Below are 20,052 nucleotides of genomic sequence, written 5' to 3'. Positions count from 1 at the left end.
GTTCTGATAGTTGGCAGACCTGGAGAATTGCGAGACAGTAAAAACTACTTCCTTGGTGTTTGAATCATGCAGACAAAATACCAGTACGACGCGCTGGATCGATTGGTAACGTTCGAAGCGACAAAACCGAGCAGCTCGCAACTTTTCTATATGAAAGATCGTCTGGCGAATCGTATCCAAGGCTCCTTGCAGCAGACTGTAATGCAGCACGGTGATCAGGCGCTGGCACAACGAGAACAACAAACCGGATCCACAAAAACAAGCCTGCTAGGTTCTGATCGACTGGGTTCGGTATTGAACGAATTCAATGCAGCGCAGCGTCGCCATTTTGCTTATACAGCTTACGGACATTTGCGTCCTGGAAATACGTTGCCCAGCCTGCTCGGTTTTAAGGGCGTACATCCTGATCCTCTGACCGGGTGTTATATGCTGGGCAATGGTTATCGAATGTTTAGCCCCATACTGATGCGGTTTATCAGTCCGGATAGCTTAAGTCCATTTGGGAAAGGGGGGGTTAATGCGTATGCATATTGTGGGGGCGACCCCCTCAACCGGACAGATCCAACTGGCCACGCCTGGTTCTTCCCAAAGGGTCTCGATCCCATAAAAGGCATCAAAATATTATTGGCAGGACGCCCAAAAAATCTAGAACAGCGCAGCCCGTATTTCCAGCACGGCCCGCATCTAAAGACGGATATACTTTTATTGGACATCACGGAACTTCGAGAAAAGGAGCAACCAATTTAATGACAAATGGCGTTATGGATAACCATTCTTTCAGTAATAGCTCGTTCGAAAATCTACTAAATGGAGAAGGCTTTTACGTATCAGACAGCTTAAGTGGCGCTCAAGATTATACAGGACAGCACTTAATGAAAGACAATGGCGGAATAGTGCTTAAAGTTTCCGTGAAAAACTTCCATAACAAACGAATAGGCGTCGACTACGTCCGAGGCACTCCAACACTTCCCAATTCGGGGGTGACGACTTTGTACGAAAGCACATATAGAGATATCAAACTAACGCGTTACGGCTATTATGCTCCAGATCGAAAATTTTATTTGTATCCCTAAGATGAGGCCAAGGGTTAATACCTAGATATCAGAAACAAGGAGGGCGACTTCACGTCGCCCTCCTTACTCACAACCCTTACGCCGCACTAAACAACTTATGCGGATCAATCACAAACTTCTTCGGCACACCCGCATCGAACTCGCCATACCCTTCCGGCGCTTGATCCAGACTGATCACCTGCACACCCACCACTTCAGCGATGTTGATGCGGTCCCACATGATTGCCTGCATCAATTGGCGGTTGTACTTCATCACCGGGGTCTGGCCGGTGTGGAAGCTGTGGGATTTGGCCCAGCCCAGGCCGAAGCGAATGCTCAGGCTGCCCATTTTCGCGGCGGCGTCCACGGCACCTGGATCTTCGGTGACGTAGAGGCCCGGGATGCCGATTTTGCCGGCAACACGCACCACGCCCATCAGTGAGTTGAGCACGGTGGCCGGGGCTTCGTGCTTGACACCATCGTGACCGTGGCCGCGTGCTTCGAAGCCTACGGCGTCGATGGCGCAATCCACTTCTGGTTCACCCAGCAGCGCGGCGATTTGCTCGTGCAACGGGTATCGAGGGACAGGTCGGCGATTTCGAAACCCTGAGCCTTGGCGTGCGCCAGGCGCACGGTATTGACGTCACCGACGATCACCACTGCCGCGCCCAACAGGCGAGCAGAAGCAGCAGCCGCCAGACCCACCGGGCCGGCACCTGCGATGTACACGGTGCTGCCCGGGCCGACGCCGGCAGTCACTGCGCCGTGGTAACCGGTCGGCAGGATGTCGGAGAGGCAGGTCAGGTCGCGAATTTTTTCCATCGCGCGATCGCGATCCGGCAGTTTCAGCAGGTTGAAGTCGGCGTACGGCACCAGCGCGTATTCAGCCTGGCCGCCGGTCCAGTCGCCCATGTCGACATAACCATAGGCACCGCCGGGACGGGCCGGGTTGACGCTGAGGCAGACACCGGTGTGCATTTCCTTGCAGGAACGGCAGCGCCCGCAAGCCACGTTGAACGGTACGGACACCAGGTCGCCGATTTGCAGGTTTTCGACGTCACGGCCCTTCTCGATCACTTCCCCAGTGATCTCGTGACCCAGGACCAGACCGGTTTGAGCGGTGGTACGACCGCGCACCATGTGCTGGTCGGAACCACAGATGTTGGTGGACACCACGCGCAGGATGACAGCGTGCTCGATCTTCCTGCCGCGCGGGTCCTGCATTTTCGGATAGTCGATTTTCTGTACTTCGACCTTGCCAGCGCCGAGATACACCACACCACGATTGCCAGACATGCTTTCACCTCGCTGTTGTTTTTATGTAGCGGTCGCGTCGCCAGGGATCGGCGGCGCGTTGATTGCTCGGGTTATTGCCTGTGTGTCTTGTGTTGTCTGTTATGGCCTCTTCGCTGGCAAGCCAGCTCCTACAGGGGATCGCGGTCGTTTCGTTTGTTGCGGCGAACCTCAATCCTGTAGGAGCCGGCTTGCTGGCGATGGGCTGCGAAGCGGCCCCAAAAATCTAAAGAACGACGGTTCTATTGGCGTTCAAAAACACCCTTCGCTCGATGTGATAACCCACCGCCCGCGCCAAGGTCAGGCCTTCGATATCCCGCCCTTTGGCGATCAAATCCTCAGGGTAATGGCTGTGATCCACGACCTCGACGCCCTGGGCAATGATCGGCCCTTCATCCAGATCGTTGTTGATGTAATGCGCCGTGGCGCCCACCAGTTTCACACCCTTGTTGTACGCCTGGTGGTAAGGCTTGGCGCCCTTGAAACCCGGCAGCAGGGAATGGTGGATGTTGATCGCCTTGCCATCGAGTTTGCGGCACAGCTCTGGCGACAGGACTTGCATGTAGCGGGCAAGGATCACCAGCTCGGCGCCGGATTCTTCGATCACCTGCAAAACCTGACGCTCCTGTGAAGGCTTGTCGTTCGGGTCCAGGGGAAAGTGGTAGTACGGAATCTGGTGCCAGTCGGCCAGCGGCTTGAGGTCCGGGTGGTTGGAAACCACAGCCGCGACGTCCATGGACAACTGGCCGATGCGCTGGCGGTACAGCAAGTCGTTGAGGCAGTGATCGGCCTTGGAGACCATGATCACTACTTTTGGTCGATGGTGCGGCGGGGTCAGCTCGAAGATCATGCCGAAGGCTTCACCTCGCTCCTGCAAGCCTGCGCGGAACGACTGTTCGTCGAAGCCGTCAGGTTGGCGAAATTCCACGCGAATGAAGAAACGAGCCGAGAGCCGGTCATCGAAGGAATGGTGTTCGGTGACGTAGCAGCCCTGCTCGAAAAGAAAGCGGGTCACCGCGTCCACCGTGCCGAGCACGCTGGGGCAGTCGGCGGTCAGAATCCATGTGTCTGGGGCGCGGCTCATAGTGCGGTGACTCCTGTTGATCGTTCCCACGCTCTGCGTGGGAATGCCGCCATGGACGCTCTGCGTCCGCTCTTGGGACGCGGAGCGTCCCGGGATGCATTCCCACGCAGAGCGTGGGAACGATCATCTTCAAGCCTGAACGCTAAGCCCGAACTCAGCCGACGCATCCTGCAACCACAACCACCAGTAATCCGAGAAGCTGCGACGGATCAGTAGTTCCCAGGTGTCTTCGGCGGTGTGGCGGATCACCAGTTGCGACTTGGCGAACACCGTGCCGACAGCCTTGCCCACCGGGAAGTTGTTGGGGTGCACGTCGTAGCTGGTGGATTTCATCAGCACCTGGCGCACGTTCGGGCCGCTCAGTTCGAGAATCTGCTGACCACCGCTGACGTTGACGATCTGAATGTGCAGGTCGCCCAGCGCTTCACGGAGTTTTTTCTCGGCAGCGAATTCTTCGCCGGTCGGGACGATCAGCAACCATTCATCCGGCCCCATCCATTGCAGGCTGGTTTCACCTTTGACGATGACGGTCAGCGCACCCGGCAATTCGATGCCCAGCGCCTTGTGTACACCAGCGGCGAACGCGGCATCGTGGCCATCGCCACGGATGGTCAGGTGGCCGAGGAGTTTTTTCTCGCGCACGATCACACCGGCGCTCTTGCGACCCTTGCCCACCAGGCTGGCGAGGTCGGCGTGATGCAGCGACGACTCGGCCTTGGCCCCGGAGGTTGGGCGTTGTTGGTAAACATTGGCTGCGGTCATAAAGCACCTTTCTTATGTTGATCGTTCCCACGCTCTGCGTGGGAATGCCGCCATGGACGCTCTGCGTCCGCTCTTGGGACGCGGAGCGTCCCGGGATGCATTCCCACGCAGAGCGTGGGAACGATCAGTGTCAGACGTTCTGGCGATCGCCTTTCGGATCGAAGAACACCGAAGAAACGATTTCCGCCTCGATCACGCTGCCGTCCGCCAGTGGCGCAAACACACGCTCACCCATGCGGTTCAGGCCGCCCTTGACCACGCCCATGGCAAACGAATAGCCCAGGGAGTTGTGCGCGTAGCTGGAGGTCACGTGACCGACCATGGTCATCGGAATCGCCTGCTTGGTGTTGAACACCAGCTGCGCGCCTTCCGGCAGCCACTTGTTCGGATCGATCGGCTTCAGGCCCACCAGCTGTTTACGCTGATCACGCACGCAGTCTTCACGGTTCATGCCGCGCTGGCCGATCCACGAGAACGGTTTGGTGCGACCAACACACCAGCCCATGTTCAGGTCGTCCGGAGTCATCGAGCCGTCGGTGTCCTGGCCGACGATGATGAAGCCCTTCTCGGCCCGCAGGACGTGCATGGTTTCGGTGCCATACGGCGTCAGGTTGTACTTCTTGCCGGCGTCGACGATTTTTTCCAGCACGCCCATCGCATAGTCGGCTTGAACGTTGACTTCGTACGACAGCTCACCGGTAAACGAAATCCGGAATACCCGCGCCGGCACACCGCCCACCACACCTTCTTTCCAGGTCATGAACGGGAACGCTTCGTTGCTCAGATCAATGTCGGTGACTTCGCTGAGCAGCTTGCGGCTGTTCGGCCCAGACAGGGTCATGGTTGCCCAGTGATCCGTCACGGAAGTGAAGTACACCTTCAGGTCTGGCCATTCGGTCTGTTGGTAGATTTCCAGCCATTGCAGTACGCGTGCAGCGCCGCCGGTGGTGGTGGTCATCACGAAATGGTTGTCGGCCAGGCATGCAGTCACGCCGTCATCGAACACCATGCCGTCTTCTTTACACATCAGGCCGTAACGCGCCTTGCCCACGTCGAGCTTGGTCCAGGCGTTGGTATAGATGCGGTTGAGGAACTCGCGCGCGTCCGGGCCCTGGATGTCGATTTTGCCCAGGGTCGAGGCGTCCAGTAGGCCGACGCTGTCGCGCACGGCTTTGCATTCGCGCTTGACCGCAGCGTGCAGGTCTTCACCGCTTTTCGGGAAGTACCAAGGACGCTTCCACTGACCGACGTCTTCGAACTCGGCGCCGTTTTTCAGGTGCCAGTGATGCAGTGCGGTGAAACGCACCGGCTCGAAGATGTGCCCACAGTGACGACCGGCCACGGCGCCGAAAGTCACCGGCGTGTAGTTCGGGCGGAACATAGTGGTGCCCATCTGCGGGATGGTCACGTTCAGCGAACGGGCGGCGATAGCCAGGCCGTTGACGTTACCGAGCTTGCCCTGATCGGTGCCGAAGCCCAGTGCGGTATAGCGCTTGACGTGCTCAACCGACTCAAAGCCTTCGCGGGTCGCCAGTTCAATGCCGCCAGCGGTGACGTCGTTCTGGAAGTCTACGAACTGCTTCGGCGCACGGGCGGAATTCTTTTCATGAGGCACCTGGAACAGCGCCAAGGTCGGCTCTTCCAGACGCGCCAGAGCTTTGGGCAACGTCGCTTCGACAACACCGAAACCGGCTTCGCTGGCGGCGCGCACGCCCCCTTCAAAACCATCGGCCAGGGAATCGCCGAGACCGTAGACACCGTTGATGCCGCCGACGCACACGCGTTTCTGCGGTGCTTCGCCCGGTACGAAACCGAGGATATCTTCGCGCCAGATGGGCTTGCCGCCCAGGTGCGAAGCCAGGTGAACCACCGGGCTGTAGCCGCCGGAACTGGCAACCAGGTCGCACTCGAGCCACTCGCCAGGGCTGGTGACTTTGTGTCCTTTTACATCGATCGCAGCAACACGGGCAGCGGTCACGCGCTTGGTGCCACGAGCCTCGATCACGGCGCTGCCGGTGAGGATGCGGATGCCCTTGGCGCGTGCTTCTTCCACCAGCGCACCGCGAGGGTTGCTGCGGGCGTCAGCGATCGCCACCACTTGCAGGCTGGCGTCGAGCCAATCCAGCGCTACGCGATAGGCGTGGTCGTTGTTGGTCGACAGCACCAGTTTTTTGCCCGGTGCCACGCCGTAACGGCGAATGTAAGTCGAAACAGCGCCGGCCAGCATGTTGCCCGGCACGTCGTTGTTGCCGTAAACCAACGGACGCTCGTGAGCACCAGTCGCCAGCACTACACGCTTGGCGCGAACGCGGTGGATGCGCTGACGCACCTGGCCAATCGGTGCGCGGTCGCCGAGGTGATCGGTGAGGCGTTCGTGAATGGTCAGGAAGTTATGGTCGTGGTAGCCGTTGACCGTGGCGCGCGGCAAAAGCAGCACGTCCGGAGTGTCTTTGAGCTCGGCGATGACGCTGGCGATCCACTCGGCGGCCGGTTTGCCGTCGAGGCTTTCGCGGGAGTCGAGCAGGCTGCCGCCGAACTCTTCCTGTTCATCGGCGAGGATCACGCGGGCACCGCTGCGCGCAGCCGCCAGTGCAGCCGCCAGACCGGCAGGGCCGGCGCCGACGATCAGCACGTCGCAGTGCTGGTTCATGTAGTCGTAGGTGTCCGGATCGTTCTCGGTCGGCGAACGGCCAAGACCAGCGGCCTTACGAATGTACTTCTCGTAAGTCATCCAGAACGATTGCGGGTACATGAAGGTTTTGTAGTAGAAGCCCGGTGGCATCAGCTTGCCGCCGACCTTGCCGAGAATCCCCATCATGTCGTTGTTCACGCTCGGCCAGCCGTTGGTGCTGGTGGCGACCAGGCCCTGGTACAGCGCTTGTTGCGTGGCGCGTACGTTAGGAATCTGCGTGGCTTCGGTGGCGCCGATCTGCAGCACCGCGTTTGGCTCTTCGGAGCCGGCGGCGAAGATGCCGCGCGGACGGGAATACTTGAAGCTGCGACCGATGATGTCGACGCCGTTGGCAATCAGGGCTGCCGCCAGCGAGTCGCCTTCAAAACCTTTGTAGCTCTGGCCATTGAAGGTGAAGCTCAGCACTTTGTTGCGGTCGATCCGTCCACCGTTGGACAGGCGATTGATCTGGCTCATACCTTCTCTCCCAGAGCCGTGGTGGCCGCTTTCGGGCTATCGGTCTTGTCGGTGAATTGTGGCTTGGTGCCGATCTTGTAGGTTTCGAGAATCTCGTAGGTCACGGTGTCGCGGGTGGCGTTGAAGTACTGACGGCAACCGGCGGCGTGAATCCACAGTTCATGGTGCAGACCGCGAGGGTTGTCGCGGAAGAACATATAGTCGCCCCACTCCTCGTCGGTGCAGCTGGTCGGATCCAGTGGACGCGGGATGTGCGCCTGGCCGGATGCGTGGAATTCCTCTTCGGAGCGCAGTTCGCCGCAGTGAGGACAGAAGATATGCAACATGGGAATTTCTCCTCTTTATTAGGTCGACGGCTAGTGGGCAACGGCAGCAGCGCCGTGTTCATCGATCAACGCACCGTTGTGGAAACGGTCGATGGAGAAAGGTGCGGCCAGCGGGTGCATTTCACCCTTGGCCAGGCTCGCGGCAAATACGTTGCCCGAGCCAGGTGTTGCCTTGAAGCCACCGGTGCCCCAACCGCAGTTGAAGAACATGTTCGGCACCGGGGTTTTCGAGATGATCGGGCATGCATCCGGCGTGGTGTCGACGATGCCGCCCCACTGACGGTTCATGCGTACGCGGGACAGCACCGGGAACATTTCGACGATGGCCTGGATGGTGTGCTCGATCACCGGGTACGAACCACGCTGGCCGTAGCCGTTGTAGCCGTCGATACCGGCGCCGATCACCAAGTCGCCCTTGTCGGACTGGCTGATGTAACCGTGTACGGCGTTGGACATGATCACGCTGTCGATAATCGGTTTGATCGGCTCGGACACCAACGCTTGCAGCGGGTGCGATTCGATCGGCAGACGGAAACCGGCGAGTTTGGCCATGTGTCCGGAGTTACCGGCAGTGACCACGCCGACGCGCTTGGCGCCGATGAAGCCCTTGTTGGTTTCGACACCGATGCACACGCCGTTTTCCTTGCGGAAACCGATCACTTCGGTCTGCTGAATCAGGTCCACGCCCAGTGCGTCAGCGGCACGGGCAAAGCCCCAGGCCACGGCATCGTGACGGGCCACGCCGCCGCGACGCTGGACGGTCGCGCCCATCACCGGGTAGCGAGTGTTCTTCGAGCAATCGAGGTACGGAATCTCGTCAGCGACTTGCTTGGCATCGAGCAGTTCACCGTCGACGCCATTGAGGCGGTTGGCGCTGACCCGACGCTCGGAATCACGGATGTCCTGCAGGGTGTGGCACAGGTTGTAGACGCCGCGCTGGGAGAACATCACGTTGTAGTTCAGGTCCTGGGACAGGCCTTCCCACAGTTTCATCGCGTGTTCGTACAGGTGCGCCGACTCGTCCCACAAGTAGTTGGAGCGAACGATGGTGGTGTTGCGCGCGGTGTTACCGCCGCCCAGCCAGCCTTTTTCGACCACGGCCACGTTAGTGATGCCGTGTTCCTTGGCCAGGTAGTAGGCGGTCGCCAGACCGTGCCCGCCACCGCCGACGATGACTACGTCGTAGACCTTTTTAGGGGTTGGCGTGCGCCACATGCGCTGCCAGTTTTCATGGTGGCTGAGAGAGTGTTTGAAGAGGCCGAAGCCTGAGTAGCGTTGCATAGTCATTTACTCCAAAACCGCACTCAGCGATAAACCGGGAAGTCCGCGCACAGGGCCGATACTTGCTCGGCGACATTGGCCTCGACATCGGCATCGCCGAGGTTGTCGAGGATGTCGCAGATCCAGCCAGCCAGCGTGACACACTGGGTAACCTTGAAGCCGCGGGTGGTCACCGCCGGGGTGCCGATGCGCAGGCCGGAGGTGACGAACGGCGACTGTGGATCGTTCGGGACGGCGTTCTTGTTCACGGTGATGTGGGCGCGACCGAGTGCTGCATCCGCCTCTTTGCCGGTGAGGCCCTGACGGATCAGGCTGACCAGGAACAGGTGGTTATCGGTGCCGCCGGACACTACATCGTAGCCGCGTTTGATAAATACGCCGGCCATGGCCTGGGCGTTGTCGATCACTTGCTGCTGGTAGGCCTTGAAACCAGGCTCCAGCGCTTCCTTGAAGCACACGGCCTTACCGGCGATCACATGCATCAGCGGGCCGCCCTGGGCGCCGGGGAAAACCGCAGCGTTGAGCTTCTTCTCGATTTCTTCGTTGGACTTGGCCAGGATCAGGCCGCCACGCGGACCACGCAGTGTCTTGTGGGTGGTGGTGGTGACCACATCGGCATAAGGCAGCGGGTTCGGGTACAGGCCGGCAGCGACTAAGCCTGCGACGTGAGCCATGTCGACGAACAGCAGCGCACCGACCTTGTCGGCGATCTGACGGAAGCGTGGGAAGTCGAGGGTCTTGGAGTAGGCCGAGAAACCGGCGACGATCATTTTCGGTTTGCATTCGACGGCCAGGCGCTCGACTTCGTCGTAATCGATCAGCCCGGTCTTGGTGTCGATGCCGTACTGCACGGCGTTGTACAGCTTGCCCGAGGACGAAACCTTGGCGCCGTGGGTCAGGTGACCGCCGTGGGCCAGGCTCATGCCGAGGATGGTGTCGCCGGCTTGCAGCAGGGCCAGGTACACGGCGCTGTTGGCCGAGGAGCCGGAGTGCGGCTGCACGTTGGCATAGTCGGCGCCGAACAGTTGCTTGGCGCGCTCGATGGCCAGGGCTTCAACCTTGTCGACGTGCTCACAGCCACCGTAGTAGCGCTTGCCCGGATAGCCTTCGGCGTATTTGTTGGTCAGGCCGCTGCCTTGCGCTTCCATCACGCGCTTGCTGGTGTAGTTCTCCGACGCGATCAGTTCGATGTGATCTTCTTGACGTTGCTCCTCGGCATTCATCGCCGCCAGCAGTGCATCGTCGTAACCCTGGATCTGGTCTTGCTTGCTGAACATCGCGTCTCTCCCAGCGGCATCTGTGCGCCATTCGTCTCGGTAAGGCACTGGCTTTACGGCAGTGCCCTTTGATAGCGATGGTATGACCGGTGCAGACAGGTCAAATGCCTATGGGCGCCACGTAAAGGTGCGTTTACGACATGGCGGGAAATGGACACCCCGGCACGCTCGCAAGATCACCCTGCTCCCCTGTAGGAGCTGGCTTGCCAGCGAAAGCGGTGGGTCAGCCACCATCAACGCCGGATGTGCCGCCGCCTTCGCTGGCGAGCCAGCTCCTACAGGGTTACGACAGGGCTTCGCGCAAGGCCAGCAACGCAAGGAAATGCACGGGATACAGGGCATATGCCCAGCGCCGCATGGGCGGTGCTTTTACGCCCTGAGCATGTCGCAACAAGAACACCCCAAGCCATGGCGCAATCAGACAAGTGGCAATCGCCGCCATCGCCACGTGGTTACTCAATCGAACGGCGTCATACAGCACCTGCCATTGATTGGCCGCAAGACAGACCAGCCCCGGCAACAGCGCAAAATACCAGGGACGCCGGATCACCAGCAGCATCGCCAGCGGCAACAGCACGCCGAAAAAGCCAAACATCAATCGCCCGGAAAACAGCCCCGCCAGCATCAGGGCCGCGGCCCCCAGCAGTCGCGCTTGAAGCGTCCGGTCGAGCCAGCCACGTGCCACCAGCAAACCCAAGGCAAGCGTGGGCATAACGTTCAACACGTTGGGATCGAGAATGAACATCCGGTAGGGAATTTCACTCACCGCGCTAAACAGCAGCAACCAGCCCAGATAGCGCCACTGTCTGCTTGTCGTGAACGTGGTCGTTCGCGCCAGATTGGCCGCCATTGCCAGGCAAAACCACGGGAACGCCAGACGCCCCGGCACATACAACCAATCGGCGGAGTAAACGACATATCGCAGGTGATCGAGCACCATGCACAGCAACGCCAGCCACTTGAGCAGATCCAGTGCACTGTCGCGCTGCTTTACGTGCATAGTCATGTGCATAATTGCCCGGCATCCTTGTAATTTTCTGACAGTGCATCCCGTGCGCTCCCCGGACGATCTTCGGTAAAGTGCGCACCATCATTGACCACGAGACGCTTCACCATAGGCGCCTCGACCACGGAAGCAGGCCATGACCGATAAGAGCCAACAATTCGCCAGCGACAACTATTCCGGCATTTGCCCTGAAGCCTGGGCTGCCATGGAGCAGGCCAACCATGGCCACCAGCGCGCTTACGGCGACGACGAGTGGACCGCCCGCGCGTCCGACGATTTCCGCAAATTGTTCGAAACCGACTGCGAAGTGTTCTTCGCCTTCAACGGCACCGCCGCCAACTCGTTGGCCCTGTCGTCGCTGTGCCAGAGTTACCACAGCGTGATCTGCTCGGAAACCGCCCACGTCGAAACCGACGAATGCGGCGCACCGGAGTTTTTCTCCAACGGCTCGAAACTGCTGATCGCTCGCACCGAAAACGGCAAGCTGACACCGGAATCGATCCGCGAAATCGCCCTCAAGCGCCAGGACATCCACTACCCGAAACCCCGAGTCGTGACCCTGACCCAAGCCACCGAAGTCGGCAGCGTCTACACCCCGGATGAAATCCGCGCCATCAGCGTGACTTGCAAAGAACTGGGCCTGAACCTGCACATGGACGGCGCGCGATTCTCCAACGCCTGCGCTTACCTTGGCTGCTCGCCAGCCGACCTGACCTGGAAGGCCGGGGTCGATGTGCTGTGCTTTGGCGGCACGAAAAATGGCATGGCCGTGGGCGAGGCGATTCTGTTCTTCAACCACACACTGGCTGAAGACTTCGACTACCGCTGCAAACAGGCCGGGCAGCTGGCGTCGAAAATGCGCTTCCTTTCCGCGCCCTGGGTGGGAATTCTGGAAAACGGCGCCTGGCTCAAATACGCCCGCCACGCCAACCACTGCGCGCAACTGCTGGCCGAACTGGTCAGTGACATTCCAGGCGTGGAGCTGATGTTCCCGGTGCAGGCCAACGGCGTGTTCCTGCAACTGTCGGAACCGGCCATCGCCGCACTGACCGCCAAGGGTTGGCGCTTCTACACCTTCATCGGCAACGGCGGCGCGCGCTTCATGTGCTCGTGGGATACCGAAGAAGAGCGCGTGCGCGAGCTGGCTCGGGACATCCGGGAAGTAATGAGCGCCTGATATCTCACGCAATATCGTTCCCACGCTCCGCGTGGGAATGCCTCAAGGGACGCTCCGCGTTCCAGCCTCGCCACTGATGACAAGTCTGACACCGCTGTGACGCAGAGCGTCACGGGCTGCATTCCCACGCAGAGCGTGGGAACGATCATTGGTGGCGACTTGAGCCTTCGCGCTGACATTTCCCACCGCCACAGCAGACTCATCCTCTAGCGCGTCCGCATTCCCCGCCGCAACCTGATCGTTCCCACGCTCCGCGTGGGAATGCCTCTCGGGACGCTCCGCGTTCCATCCCTGCCCCACCGAAAGATTCAAGGAAGAATCCAATGGGCCGAAGCCGCTACTCCATCACCGAACCTGACAAACCCCACTTCCTCACCTGCACCCTCATGGAATGGCTACCGCTGTTCATCCGCCCCTACATCGTCGACCACCTGCTCGACTGCTGGCGATATCAGCAAACCCACCACGGCCTGCAGCTGTATGGCTACGTGATCCTGGAAAACCACCTGCACTTCGTTGCCCAGGCGCCTGACCTGAGCAAGTGCCTGAGCCAGTTCAAATCCTTCACCGCGCGACAGATCATCAATGACTTACAAAGCAAAGGCGCGGAAAAAGCTTTACAGCGGCTGCGCTTCAGCAAACGGGCGCACAAACAGGATCGGGTTTATCAGCTATGGCAGGAAGGGGCACACGCAGAGATGGTTTACAGCGAATCAGTGATGCGCCAGAAACTTGACTACATCCACAACAACCCGGTGAAACGTGGGTATGTGGAATTGCCGGAGCACTGGCGGTATTCCAGTGCGAGGGACTATGCAGGGATGGACGGATTGATCGAGATTCAGCGCTGGTTCTGACGTGTATGGCCGGATAACTGCGGCGCGACTGGGACGCAGAGCGTCCCGGGCTGCATTCCCACGCGGAGCATGGGAACGATCAGGTTGCGGTGAACGGCGATCGTTCCCACGCTCCGCGTGGGAATGCCTCAAGGGACGCTCCGCGTTCCAGCTTCACCACCGGTGCGTTGCCGGACACCGTTGTGACGCAGATCGTGGGAACGATCAGTTGGCGGGGTTAGAACTCAATCCGCACATCACCCTTCGGCACGCTGCAGCACGACAGGATGTACCCTTCGGCTTCGTCTTCCTCGGTGATTCCGCCGTTGTGTTCCATCTCGACTTCGCCGCCCAGTTTCAATACCTTGCAAGTGCCGCAGATGCCCATGCCGCAGGCTTTGGGGATCAGCAAACCGACCTTGGCCGCCGCCGCGTGCACGGTTTCGCCAGGTGCCACACGAATGCTCTTGCCAGACGCGATGAACTCCACTTGATGCAGATCCGCCGCGTCCACTTCCGGGGCCTCGGCCGCTTGTTCGGCATGTTCAACGGCGTCGGCACGCGCCTCTGGTGGGGTCGCGCCGAAGGATTCTTCGTGGTAGCGCGACATGTCGAAGCCAGCGGCTTCCAACAAGCGCTTGACCGCATTCATATACGGTGTCGGGCCGCAGCAGAACACTTCGCGCTCAAGGAAGTCCGGCGCCATCAATTCAAGCATTCTGTGGTTCAGGTAACCGCGATAACCGGCCCATGGCTCACCCATACCATGCTTCTCGCAGATCAGGTGCAGGCTAAAGTTTTCGATCCGCGACGCCATGTGTTCCAGCTCGCGGTGATAAATGATGTCCTTGGGCGAACGGGCGCTGTGGATAAACACCATGTCGACATTGCCGTTGGTGTCGTAGTACCAGCGCGCCATCGACATGACGGGCGTGATACCGACGCCGCCGCTGAGGTAGAGCACCTTCGGCGCGGTGAAGTCCATGGCATTGAACAACCCGACCGGCCCGTGCACCGCCAGCTCCTGACCTTCGTGCAAGGTGTCGTGCAACCAGTTCGAGACCTTGCCGCCCGGTACACGCTTGATGGTCACCGAGAAGCTGTACGGCACCGACGGCGAGCTGGAAATGGTATACGAGCGCATGATCGGCTGGCCTTCGATCTCCAGCTCCAGGGTGACAAACTGCCCCGGTTTGAAGAAGAACAAGATTGGCTGGTCGGCCATGAAGCAGAAGGTGCGCACATCCCAGGTTTCCTGGATGACTTTGACGCAACGGACGATGTGCCGACCATTGGCCCAGGTCTGGGTGGTTACCGGGTTCAGGAAGCTGTTGGACATGCTGATCTCCACGGCCGACTGTCGGCCTTCATGTTGGCGATTCTGCGTATAGCGCAGATCACCCATTTACCTATCTGCGACATTCACATGCTTATCGCGACCAGCCCCCAACTACCGGGGCTTGCGCGTCGGGAACAGATTGCACCATGTCGCCCATGGATAAGGTTCTGGCCAGCGCCGGCCCCACACTCGCTCTATACCAAGACACAATCTTTACACCTTGCGTAGCAACCGTTAGCAGCACACCTGATTAGCCACTTTCGCCGGCCACGCAGATGGCCTTGAGGATTAAACGATGGACGTCACTACTACCCTGAGCCTGGGCGATCCGCTGGAACCCGCACGCAAGGCCACCGCCCAGATGCTGCAAGAGCGCGAGCGCACGTTCTCGCTGCCGCAGCCGTTTTACTCTGACGAGCGCCTGTTTGATATCGACATGCAGGAGATTTTCCAGAAGGAGTGGTTGATCGCCGGCATGACTTGCGAGATCCCGACCAAGGGCAACTACCTGACACTGCAGATTGGCAAGAACCCGATCATCGTGATCCGTGGCGCCGAAGGCGTGGTGCATGCGTTCCATAACGTCTGTCGTCACCGTGGCTCGCGCCTGTGCACCAGCGACAAGGGCAAGGTCGCCAAACTGGTTTGCCACTACCACCAGTGGACTTACGAACTGGACGGTCGCCTGCTGTTCGCCGGCACTGAGATGGGCGACGACTTCGACATGAAGCAGTACGGCCTCAAACCGGTGAACGTGAAGACCGCTGGCGGCTACATCTTCATCAGCCTGGCGGAGAACCCGCCGGCCATCGATGACTTCCTGTCGACGCTGAACCATTACATGGAACCGTACGACATGGAGAACACCAAGGTGGCGATCACCACCACCTTGATGGAAAAGGCCAACTGGAAACTGGTGCTGGAAAACAACCGCGAGTGCTACCACTGCAACGCGTCGCACCCGGAACTGCTGAAAACCCTGCTGGAGTGGGACGACGTCACCGACCCACGCGCCGACCAGGCGTTCAAGGACCACGTCGCCGCTTCCGCCGCTTCCTGGGAAGCCGAGAAGATCCCTTACGCCCACGCCAGCTTCGGCCTGCGTAACCGCATCGTGCGCATGCCACTGCTCAAGGGCACCGTGTCGATGACCATCGACGGCAAGCAGGGCTGCGCCAAACTCATGGGCCGCATCCAAAACCCGGACCTGGGCTCGATGCGCATCCTGCACCTGCCGCACTCCTGGAACCACTGCATGGGCGACCACATCATCGTGTTCACCGTGTGGCCGATCAGCGCCCAGGAAACCATGGTCACCACCAAGTGGATCGTCCACAAGGACGCCGTCGAAGGCGTGGACTACGACGTGGAGCGCATGCGCCAGGTCTGGGATGCGACTAACGATCAGGATCGTCGCCTGGCCGAAGAGAACCAGCGCGGGATCAACTCCACCGCGTACCAGCCAGGGCCTTACTCCAAGACCTATGAGTTTGGGGTGGTGAACTTTGTGGATTGGTACAGTGAGCGTTTGCTGAACAACCTGGGTGCCGAGCCTGCGCCGTACCTCAAAGGAGTTCCGGTTCAGGGCTAGGTTTGAACAGATCGAGATGATCGAAGCTGAGGCTCGTGCATCTATGATGCACGAGCCTCAATGTCGCTATCCCTTTTGAATCAAAGAAATAGTGTTCCAACTTGACTCGCTTTCCTCTGCAAATCTACATTGAGCGCCAAAAAGTATCACGACACAGTAGTGACACCGCCTCAGATTTTAAAAGTAATTGAGGTAGGATTGGATAGCACTGTACCCTCTGCGGCCCAAACTTCTAACACATAATAAGTATTTGCTGACAACCCACTAATATCGCAATAGTTATGAAAATGATCAGCTAACTCCCGCTGCCGCCCGCTCAAACAATAAACATAACTCACGTTTTGAAACTCGGACCGCGACCAGGTGAAGTACGCAGCATTTGGCCCTAGAGTGGATAAAGTCAAGTCGCGCGGTGTAGCTGGCATACCCGGCACACTAGTCGTTTTAAACGTTGCAGCTACGGGATCAGATCGCCCGCCCGTTGCATTTACGGCTATTACATTGAATGTATATGACGTATTTTGAGCTAACCCGCCTAGCACAACATTTCTACTTTCAGTGCGGTACTCCCGCTGGCCAGTTACGTAATAAATAAAACCAACAGCATTATTGGCGCCCCCTGCCCATCTAGCCTGGACGGTATCAGAGTTGACATTAAATATAGTTAACGAGGTTGGTTTTTCCTGTTCGACTGTAAACGTGACAGTTGACGAATACCCTGATGTCTGACCATTGAGAGTCTGATTACAGACTATTGTAAAGCTCCCAAGCGGAAGCGCGACATCCAGTACAGTGGACCAGTTACCTGACGGGTCAACAAGAGCAGTACCATAGATCACAGCGGTCGTACCGTCTTTATAGAGACGAACGGTTGCACCGGGCGATCCGTTGATTCCGCTGACTGTTGGTTTATCCGTTAGTACTACGGAATCTGTGGTGGGCGAGATTATTTCGGGAGCTGAGTAAACCGCAAACGTGACAGTTGACGAATACCCTGATGTCTGACCATTGAGAGTCTGATTACAGACTATCGTAAAGCTCCCAAGCGCAAGCGCAACATCCAGAACACAGGTCCATTTACCTGACGGGTCAACAACAGCAGTACCGTACACCACAGCGGTCGTACCGTCTTTATAGAGATGAACGGTTGCACCGGGCGCACCGTTGACTCCGCTGACGGACGGTTTATCCGTTAGTACTACGGAATCTTTGGCGGGCGAGGTTATTTCGGGAACTGCATAAACCGTAAACGTGACAGTTGACGAATACCCTGATGTCTGACCATTGAGAGTCTGATGACAGACTATCGTGAAGCGCCCAGGCGCAAGCGCGACATCTAGAACAGTGGACCACTTACCTGACGGGTCAACAACAGCAGTACCGTACACCACAGCGGTCGTACCATCTTTATAGAGACTAACGGTTGCACCGGGCGCACCATTGGCCCCGCTTATTGTTGGTTTAGTCGTAAAAACAACTGAACCGCCGGCGGGAGAGCAAATTTCAGGTGTTGGCAGTTTTGGTCCAGTTGCTGTGACCGATTCCACAATTGATGTATTTCCATAAACATCTATCGCCCAAATTTCAATCGGATACTCTGCCAAATCGACTTTGGATAACTCGCAACTTGTTGCAGAAGCCGGCACTAGAAAAGGTGAGTTTCCATTTGCCGAGATCGCATAATTTACAACATTAGCACCGGAGGACTTTTGCCAAGTTAAAACCATACTTATTTCGGCCTCAGAAGATATCCTGAAGTTAGTAACCGGCGGTGGAAACATTAGATCAACATCAAGATCTACCACCACTTGAGGGGAATGCTCTCCCGTGTCCTCCAAAAACACCGACGCTTTGATTTCAAATTTTTCACCCGCCGTTGCATATTCTTTGAATGTTGGCGGCAGACTGTAGTCTTGAGGAATCGTTGGAAGCACAACGCCGCCCGAGATAAATTGAAGGGATAGATGCATGCCCATTGGTTGAGGCAGAGGAATTCGGTCCCAAGTGATCAATGCAGAAAACAGCTTCGGATCCATCTCGAGAGGAACGAAGACGATCTGTGGATTAATTAACCTGGGCAGCGCGGGACGCAAGATGCCTTGCCACTCGGAATAATTCCCGTTCCTGTCTTTTGCACGAACCTCGATCAATTGTTGCAAGTCTTGAGGTATGTCATTCATTTCCAATGAAATGTCAGTTGTTGCCTTCTTGAAGACTCCATTGACTCGCACTTCATAACCCGCAACTCCAACTCCGTTCCCGTCGGTCGATTTGATCCATTCAATTCGCACCGTCGGATAGCCGTATTTAGTAACCTTAAGCCCTGTCGGCATAGTTGGAGGTACTGTATCTTGAAGCAATTCCACTTCATTTGAAAAATCTGAAATATTTCCAGCAATATCAATTGCCCGGACTTTGAATAAGCTATTTAATCTGTTTAAGTCCTTAACTAGGTATTGGTTACCGCCAACAGTAAAAATAGGCGCACCATTCTGAAAAATCTGATAATTACGCACACCAAGTGTGTCACTTGAATCATCCCACGAAAATCTCACGGTATTCTCGTAATAACCTAACTCGGCCCCCTGATCAGTCAGTCTTTGCTGTCTGACAATAAAATTTGTAGGTGCGCTTGGCGGCGTTTTATCTCGAGCTATCTGTAAGTTAAGTGCAATACATCGGTCGACAACACCCACCCGAGTCTCTTCTCGCTCTATAAAATCGACCTGCATAATATTGACCTTTCGACCGCCCTCTGCGAACGGTATTGTCCGAATAGGATGATCGCGGCCCAAGTGTTTCGGCCCACCATGGATCCCGCCAATGTAGACAGTCGCACTCAATGTCCAAGGATATGTGGTTGGAGGCGACGCCATGGTACGAACAATCATTTCTTGAATGCCTTTTTCGCTGTAATCATCAAAATTCCACCGATGGGGAATCGCTCCCCACATCAATTGTGTCTTTCTTGGATCATAAGGGTCTTCTGGATCTTCTGGGTCTGGTGGCGGGGCTGGCATCCATTCAGGCCTAGTACCATGAGCAAAACTAAAAATAATATTACGGCCTGGATGATCTTTATAAATATCATTCAATGTTTTTTCAAAAGCAATCACCGGCAACATGCGAGACTTTATCGACGCAAAGTACTTCAGACAACGCTCGAGACTGTTGTAGGCAAAATTTCTCCCTTTATTATATTCGTGAAAGTCGAGCCAGATAATTTCGCAAGGATTCGCTTCTGCAAAAGTTTTGATATCACTAATCAAATGCTCCAGGCGCCGATTACCCCAACCGCCATGCTGAAACTCAAAAACCTCATAAAATTTAGTTTGAGGTGAATGCCTTCCAGTTGTTTTTTTATAACTGTTGTCGACAAGACGTAAATCCACAACTCGAGCCCCCGCTCTCAGTTGATTGAGAAAGCGGCTATCCTGACAAGCTGTCCATTGCTCCCCGATAAAGTCGATTGCGCCCTTGTCAGCCCCTGCATTGTGTGAACAAGGCAAAGCAAGTTGCCACAATTTCATGTGCCCGATATCTTTCAACGAATCAGTCATCCAGCGACTGTAGTTAATTGCACTTTTAGTCGGTTCAATGGCGTTTCCATCCGAAAAATCACTATCCAAAGATTCATTATCTACCATGACAGCGCACCTCAAGAAAATTTTATATGCCACAGTACCTCCTCTTGTTGTGGCTGCACACCTAGCAGAACTGATAGTAATGAGTTGACGCGACTTCACAGAAAATTATGCAGCGCATCACAGATAGTTTTTTATCGCAACTATCAGTTCTGATAGTTGCGGGATGGATTTTCCCGCTTATGCTTACTCAACGTCACAGGACACCAAGTGCTTCGGTTTTCAGCCACTTCTGG

General features: G+C 57.1%; 13 protein-coding genes and 1 pseudogene. 4 read left to right on the top strand and 10 right to left on the bottom strand.

Annotated features, from left to right (window positions below; all coding sequences use genetic code 11):
• Positions 1-66: 66 nt before the first annotated feature.
• The gene (locus tag CES87_RS32805) at positions 67-747 is read left to right on the top strand and encodes an RHS repeat-associated core domain-containing protein (protein WP_128604900.1); all 681 of its coding nucleotides are present in this window, start codon (positions 67-69) and stop codon (positions 745-747) included.
• 402 nt (positions 748-1,149) lie between these two features.
• Here CES87_RS32805 and fdhA read toward each other — a convergent pair.
• The 8 genes and pseudogenes from fdhA to CES87_RS02985 form a co-directional block, all read right to left on the bottom strand.
• Positions 1,150-2,348, bottom strand: a pseudogene (fdhA, locus tag CES87_RS03020) (formaldehyde dehydrogenase, glutathione-independent).
• Positions 2,349-2,571: 223 nt separating this feature from the next.
• Entirely contained in the window at positions 2,572-3,429 is an 858-nt protein-coding gene (gene purU, locus CES87_RS03015) for a formyltetrahydrofolate deformylase (protein WP_128604899.1), read from the bottom strand.
• 129 nt (positions 3,430-3,558) lie between these two features.
• Positions 3,559-4,191, bottom strand: a complete 633-nt coding sequence (locus tag CES87_RS03010) for a sarcosine oxidase subunit gamma (RefSeq protein ID WP_128604898.1) — start codon at positions 4,189-4,191, stop codon at positions 3,559-3,561.
• Between the two features lie 130 nt (positions 4,192-4,321).
• Entirely contained in the window at positions 4,322-7,339 is a 3,018-nt protein-coding gene (locus CES87_RS03005; RefSeq protein WP_128604897.1) for a sarcosine oxidase subunit alpha, read from the bottom strand.
• Positions 7,336-7,665 (bottom strand): sarcosine oxidase subunit delta, encoded by a 330-nt coding sequence (locus CES87_RS03000; RefSeq protein ID WP_128604896.1) that lies wholly within the window; start codon positions 7,663-7,665, stop codon positions 7,336-7,338. Before CES87_RS03000 ends, CES87_RS03005 begins: the two co-directional genes overlap by 4 nt.
• Before the next feature lie 30 nt (positions 7,666-7,695).
• Positions 7,696-8,946 carry a sarcosine oxidase subunit beta gene (locus tag CES87_RS02995; protein ID WP_007980419.1) on the bottom strand — a complete coding sequence of 417 codons (1,251 nt, stop codon included), beginning with the start codon at positions 8,944-8,946 and terminating at the stop codon, positions 7,696-7,698.
• 23 nt (positions 8,947-8,969) lie between these two features.
• Positions 8,970-10,223 carry a serine hydroxymethyltransferase gene (glyA, locus tag CES87_RS02990; protein ID WP_128604895.1) on the bottom strand — a complete coding sequence of 418 codons (1,254 nt, stop codon included), beginning with the start codon at positions 10,221-10,223 and terminating at the stop codon, positions 8,970-8,972.
• Between the two features lie 283 nt (positions 10,224-10,506).
• A complete protein-coding gene (locus CES87_RS02985) occupies positions 10,507-11,223 on the bottom strand; it encodes a TraX family protein (protein ID WP_128605001.1) in 717 nt (238 codons plus the stop codon).
• 142 nt (positions 11,224-11,365) lie between these two features.
• On the opposite strand from CES87_RS02985, the gene CES87_RS02980 reads away from it, so the two are divergent.
• Positions 11,366-12,406 (top strand): low specificity L-threonine aldolase, encoded by a 1,041-nt coding sequence (locus CES87_RS02980; protein WP_128604894.1) that lies wholly within the window; start codon positions 11,366-11,368, stop codon positions 12,404-12,406.
• Positions 12,407-12,729: 323 nt separating this feature from the next.
• The gene (locus CES87_RS02975) at positions 12,730-13,263 is read left to right on the top strand and encodes a transposase (protein WP_128604893.1); all 534 of its coding nucleotides are present in this window, start codon (positions 12,730-12,732) and stop codon (positions 13,261-13,263) included.
• 217 nt (positions 13,264-13,480) lie between these two features.
• Here the strand turns inward: CES87_RS02975 and gbcB are convergent, their stop codons facing one another.
• Complete coding sequence (gbcB, locus tag CES87_RS02970; protein ID WP_128604892.1) at positions 13,481-14,581, bottom strand: glycine-betaine demethylase subunit GbcB; 1,101 nt, start codon at positions 14,579-14,581, stop codon at positions 13,481-13,483.
• A 295-nt stretch (positions 14,582-14,876) separates the two neighbouring features.
• Between gbcB and gbcA the strand changes: the two genes are divergently transcribed.
• Complete coding sequence (gene gbcA / locus CES87_RS02960) at positions 14,877-16,172, top strand: glycine-betaine demethylase subunit GbcA (RefSeq protein ID WP_128604890.1); 1,296 nt, start codon at positions 14,877-14,879, stop codon at positions 16,170-16,172.
• A 170-nt stretch (positions 16,173-16,342) separates the two neighbouring features.
• On the opposite strand, the gene CES87_RS02955 is transcribed toward gbcA, so the two are convergent.
• On the bottom strand, positions 16,343-19,819 hold the full coding sequence (locus tag CES87_RS02955; protein ID WP_128604889.1) for a hypothetical protein: 3,477 nt from the start codon (positions 19,817-19,819) through the stop codon (positions 16,343-16,345).
• Positions 19,820-20,052 lie beyond the last annotated feature (233 nt).

This window comes from Pseudomonas sp. ERMR1:02 (assembly GCF_002277815.1).
Lineage (GTDB): Bacteria > Pseudomonadota > Gammaproteobacteria > Pseudomonadales > Pseudomonadaceae > Aquipseudomonas.
This window is presented reverse-complemented; position numbering and strand designations above follow the sequence as displayed.

Excerpts from the sequence above, each read along its gene's own strand:
- CES87_RS32805 (WP_128604900.1), top strand. The coding sequence starts at position 67 with ATGCAGACAAAATACCAGTACGACGCGCTGGATCGATTGGTAACGTTC.
- purU (WP_128604899.1), bottom strand. The coding sequence starts at position 3,429 with ATGAGCCGCGCCCCAGACACATGGATTCTGACCGCCGACTGCCCCAGC.
- CES87_RS03010 (WP_128604898.1), bottom strand. The coding sequence starts at position 4,191 with ATGACCGCAGCCAATGTTTACCAACAACGCCCAACCTCCGGGGCCAAG.
- CES87_RS03005 (WP_128604897.1), bottom strand. The coding sequence starts at position 7,339 with ATGAGCCAGATCAATCGCCTGTCCAACGGTGGACGGATCGACCGCAAC.
- CES87_RS03000 (WP_128604896.1), bottom strand. The coding sequence starts at position 7,665 with ATGTTGCATATCTTCTGTCCTCACTGCGGCGAACTGCGCTCCGAAGAG.
- CES87_RS02995 (WP_007980419.1), bottom strand. The coding sequence starts at position 8,946 with ATGCAACGCTACTCAGGCTTCGGCCTCTTCAAACACTCTCTCAGCCAC.
- glyA (WP_128604895.1), bottom strand. The coding sequence starts at position 10,223 with ATGTTCAGCAAGCAAGACCAGATCCAGGGTTACGACGATGCACTGCTG.
- CES87_RS02985 (WP_128605001.1), bottom strand. The coding sequence starts at position 11,223 with ATGCACGTAAAGCAGCGCGACAGTGCACTGGATCTGCTCAAGTGGCTG.
- CES87_RS02980 (WP_128604894.1), top strand. The coding sequence starts at position 11,366 with ATGACCGATAAGAGCCAACAATTCGCCAGCGACAACTATTCCGGCATT.
- CES87_RS02975 (WP_128604893.1), top strand. The coding sequence starts at position 12,730 with ATGGGCCGAAGCCGCTACTCCATCACCGAACCTGACAAACCCCACTTC.
- gbcB (WP_128604892.1), bottom strand. The coding sequence starts at position 14,581 with ATGTCCAACAGCTTCCTGAACCCGGTAACCACCCAGACCTGGGCCAAT.
- gbcA (WP_128604890.1), top strand. The coding sequence starts at position 14,877 with ATGGACGTCACTACTACCCTGAGCCTGGGCGATCCGCTGGAACCCGCA.
- CES87_RS02955 (WP_128604889.1), bottom strand. The coding sequence starts at position 19,819 with ATGGTAGATAATGAATCTTTGGATAGTGATTTTTCGGATGGAAACGCC.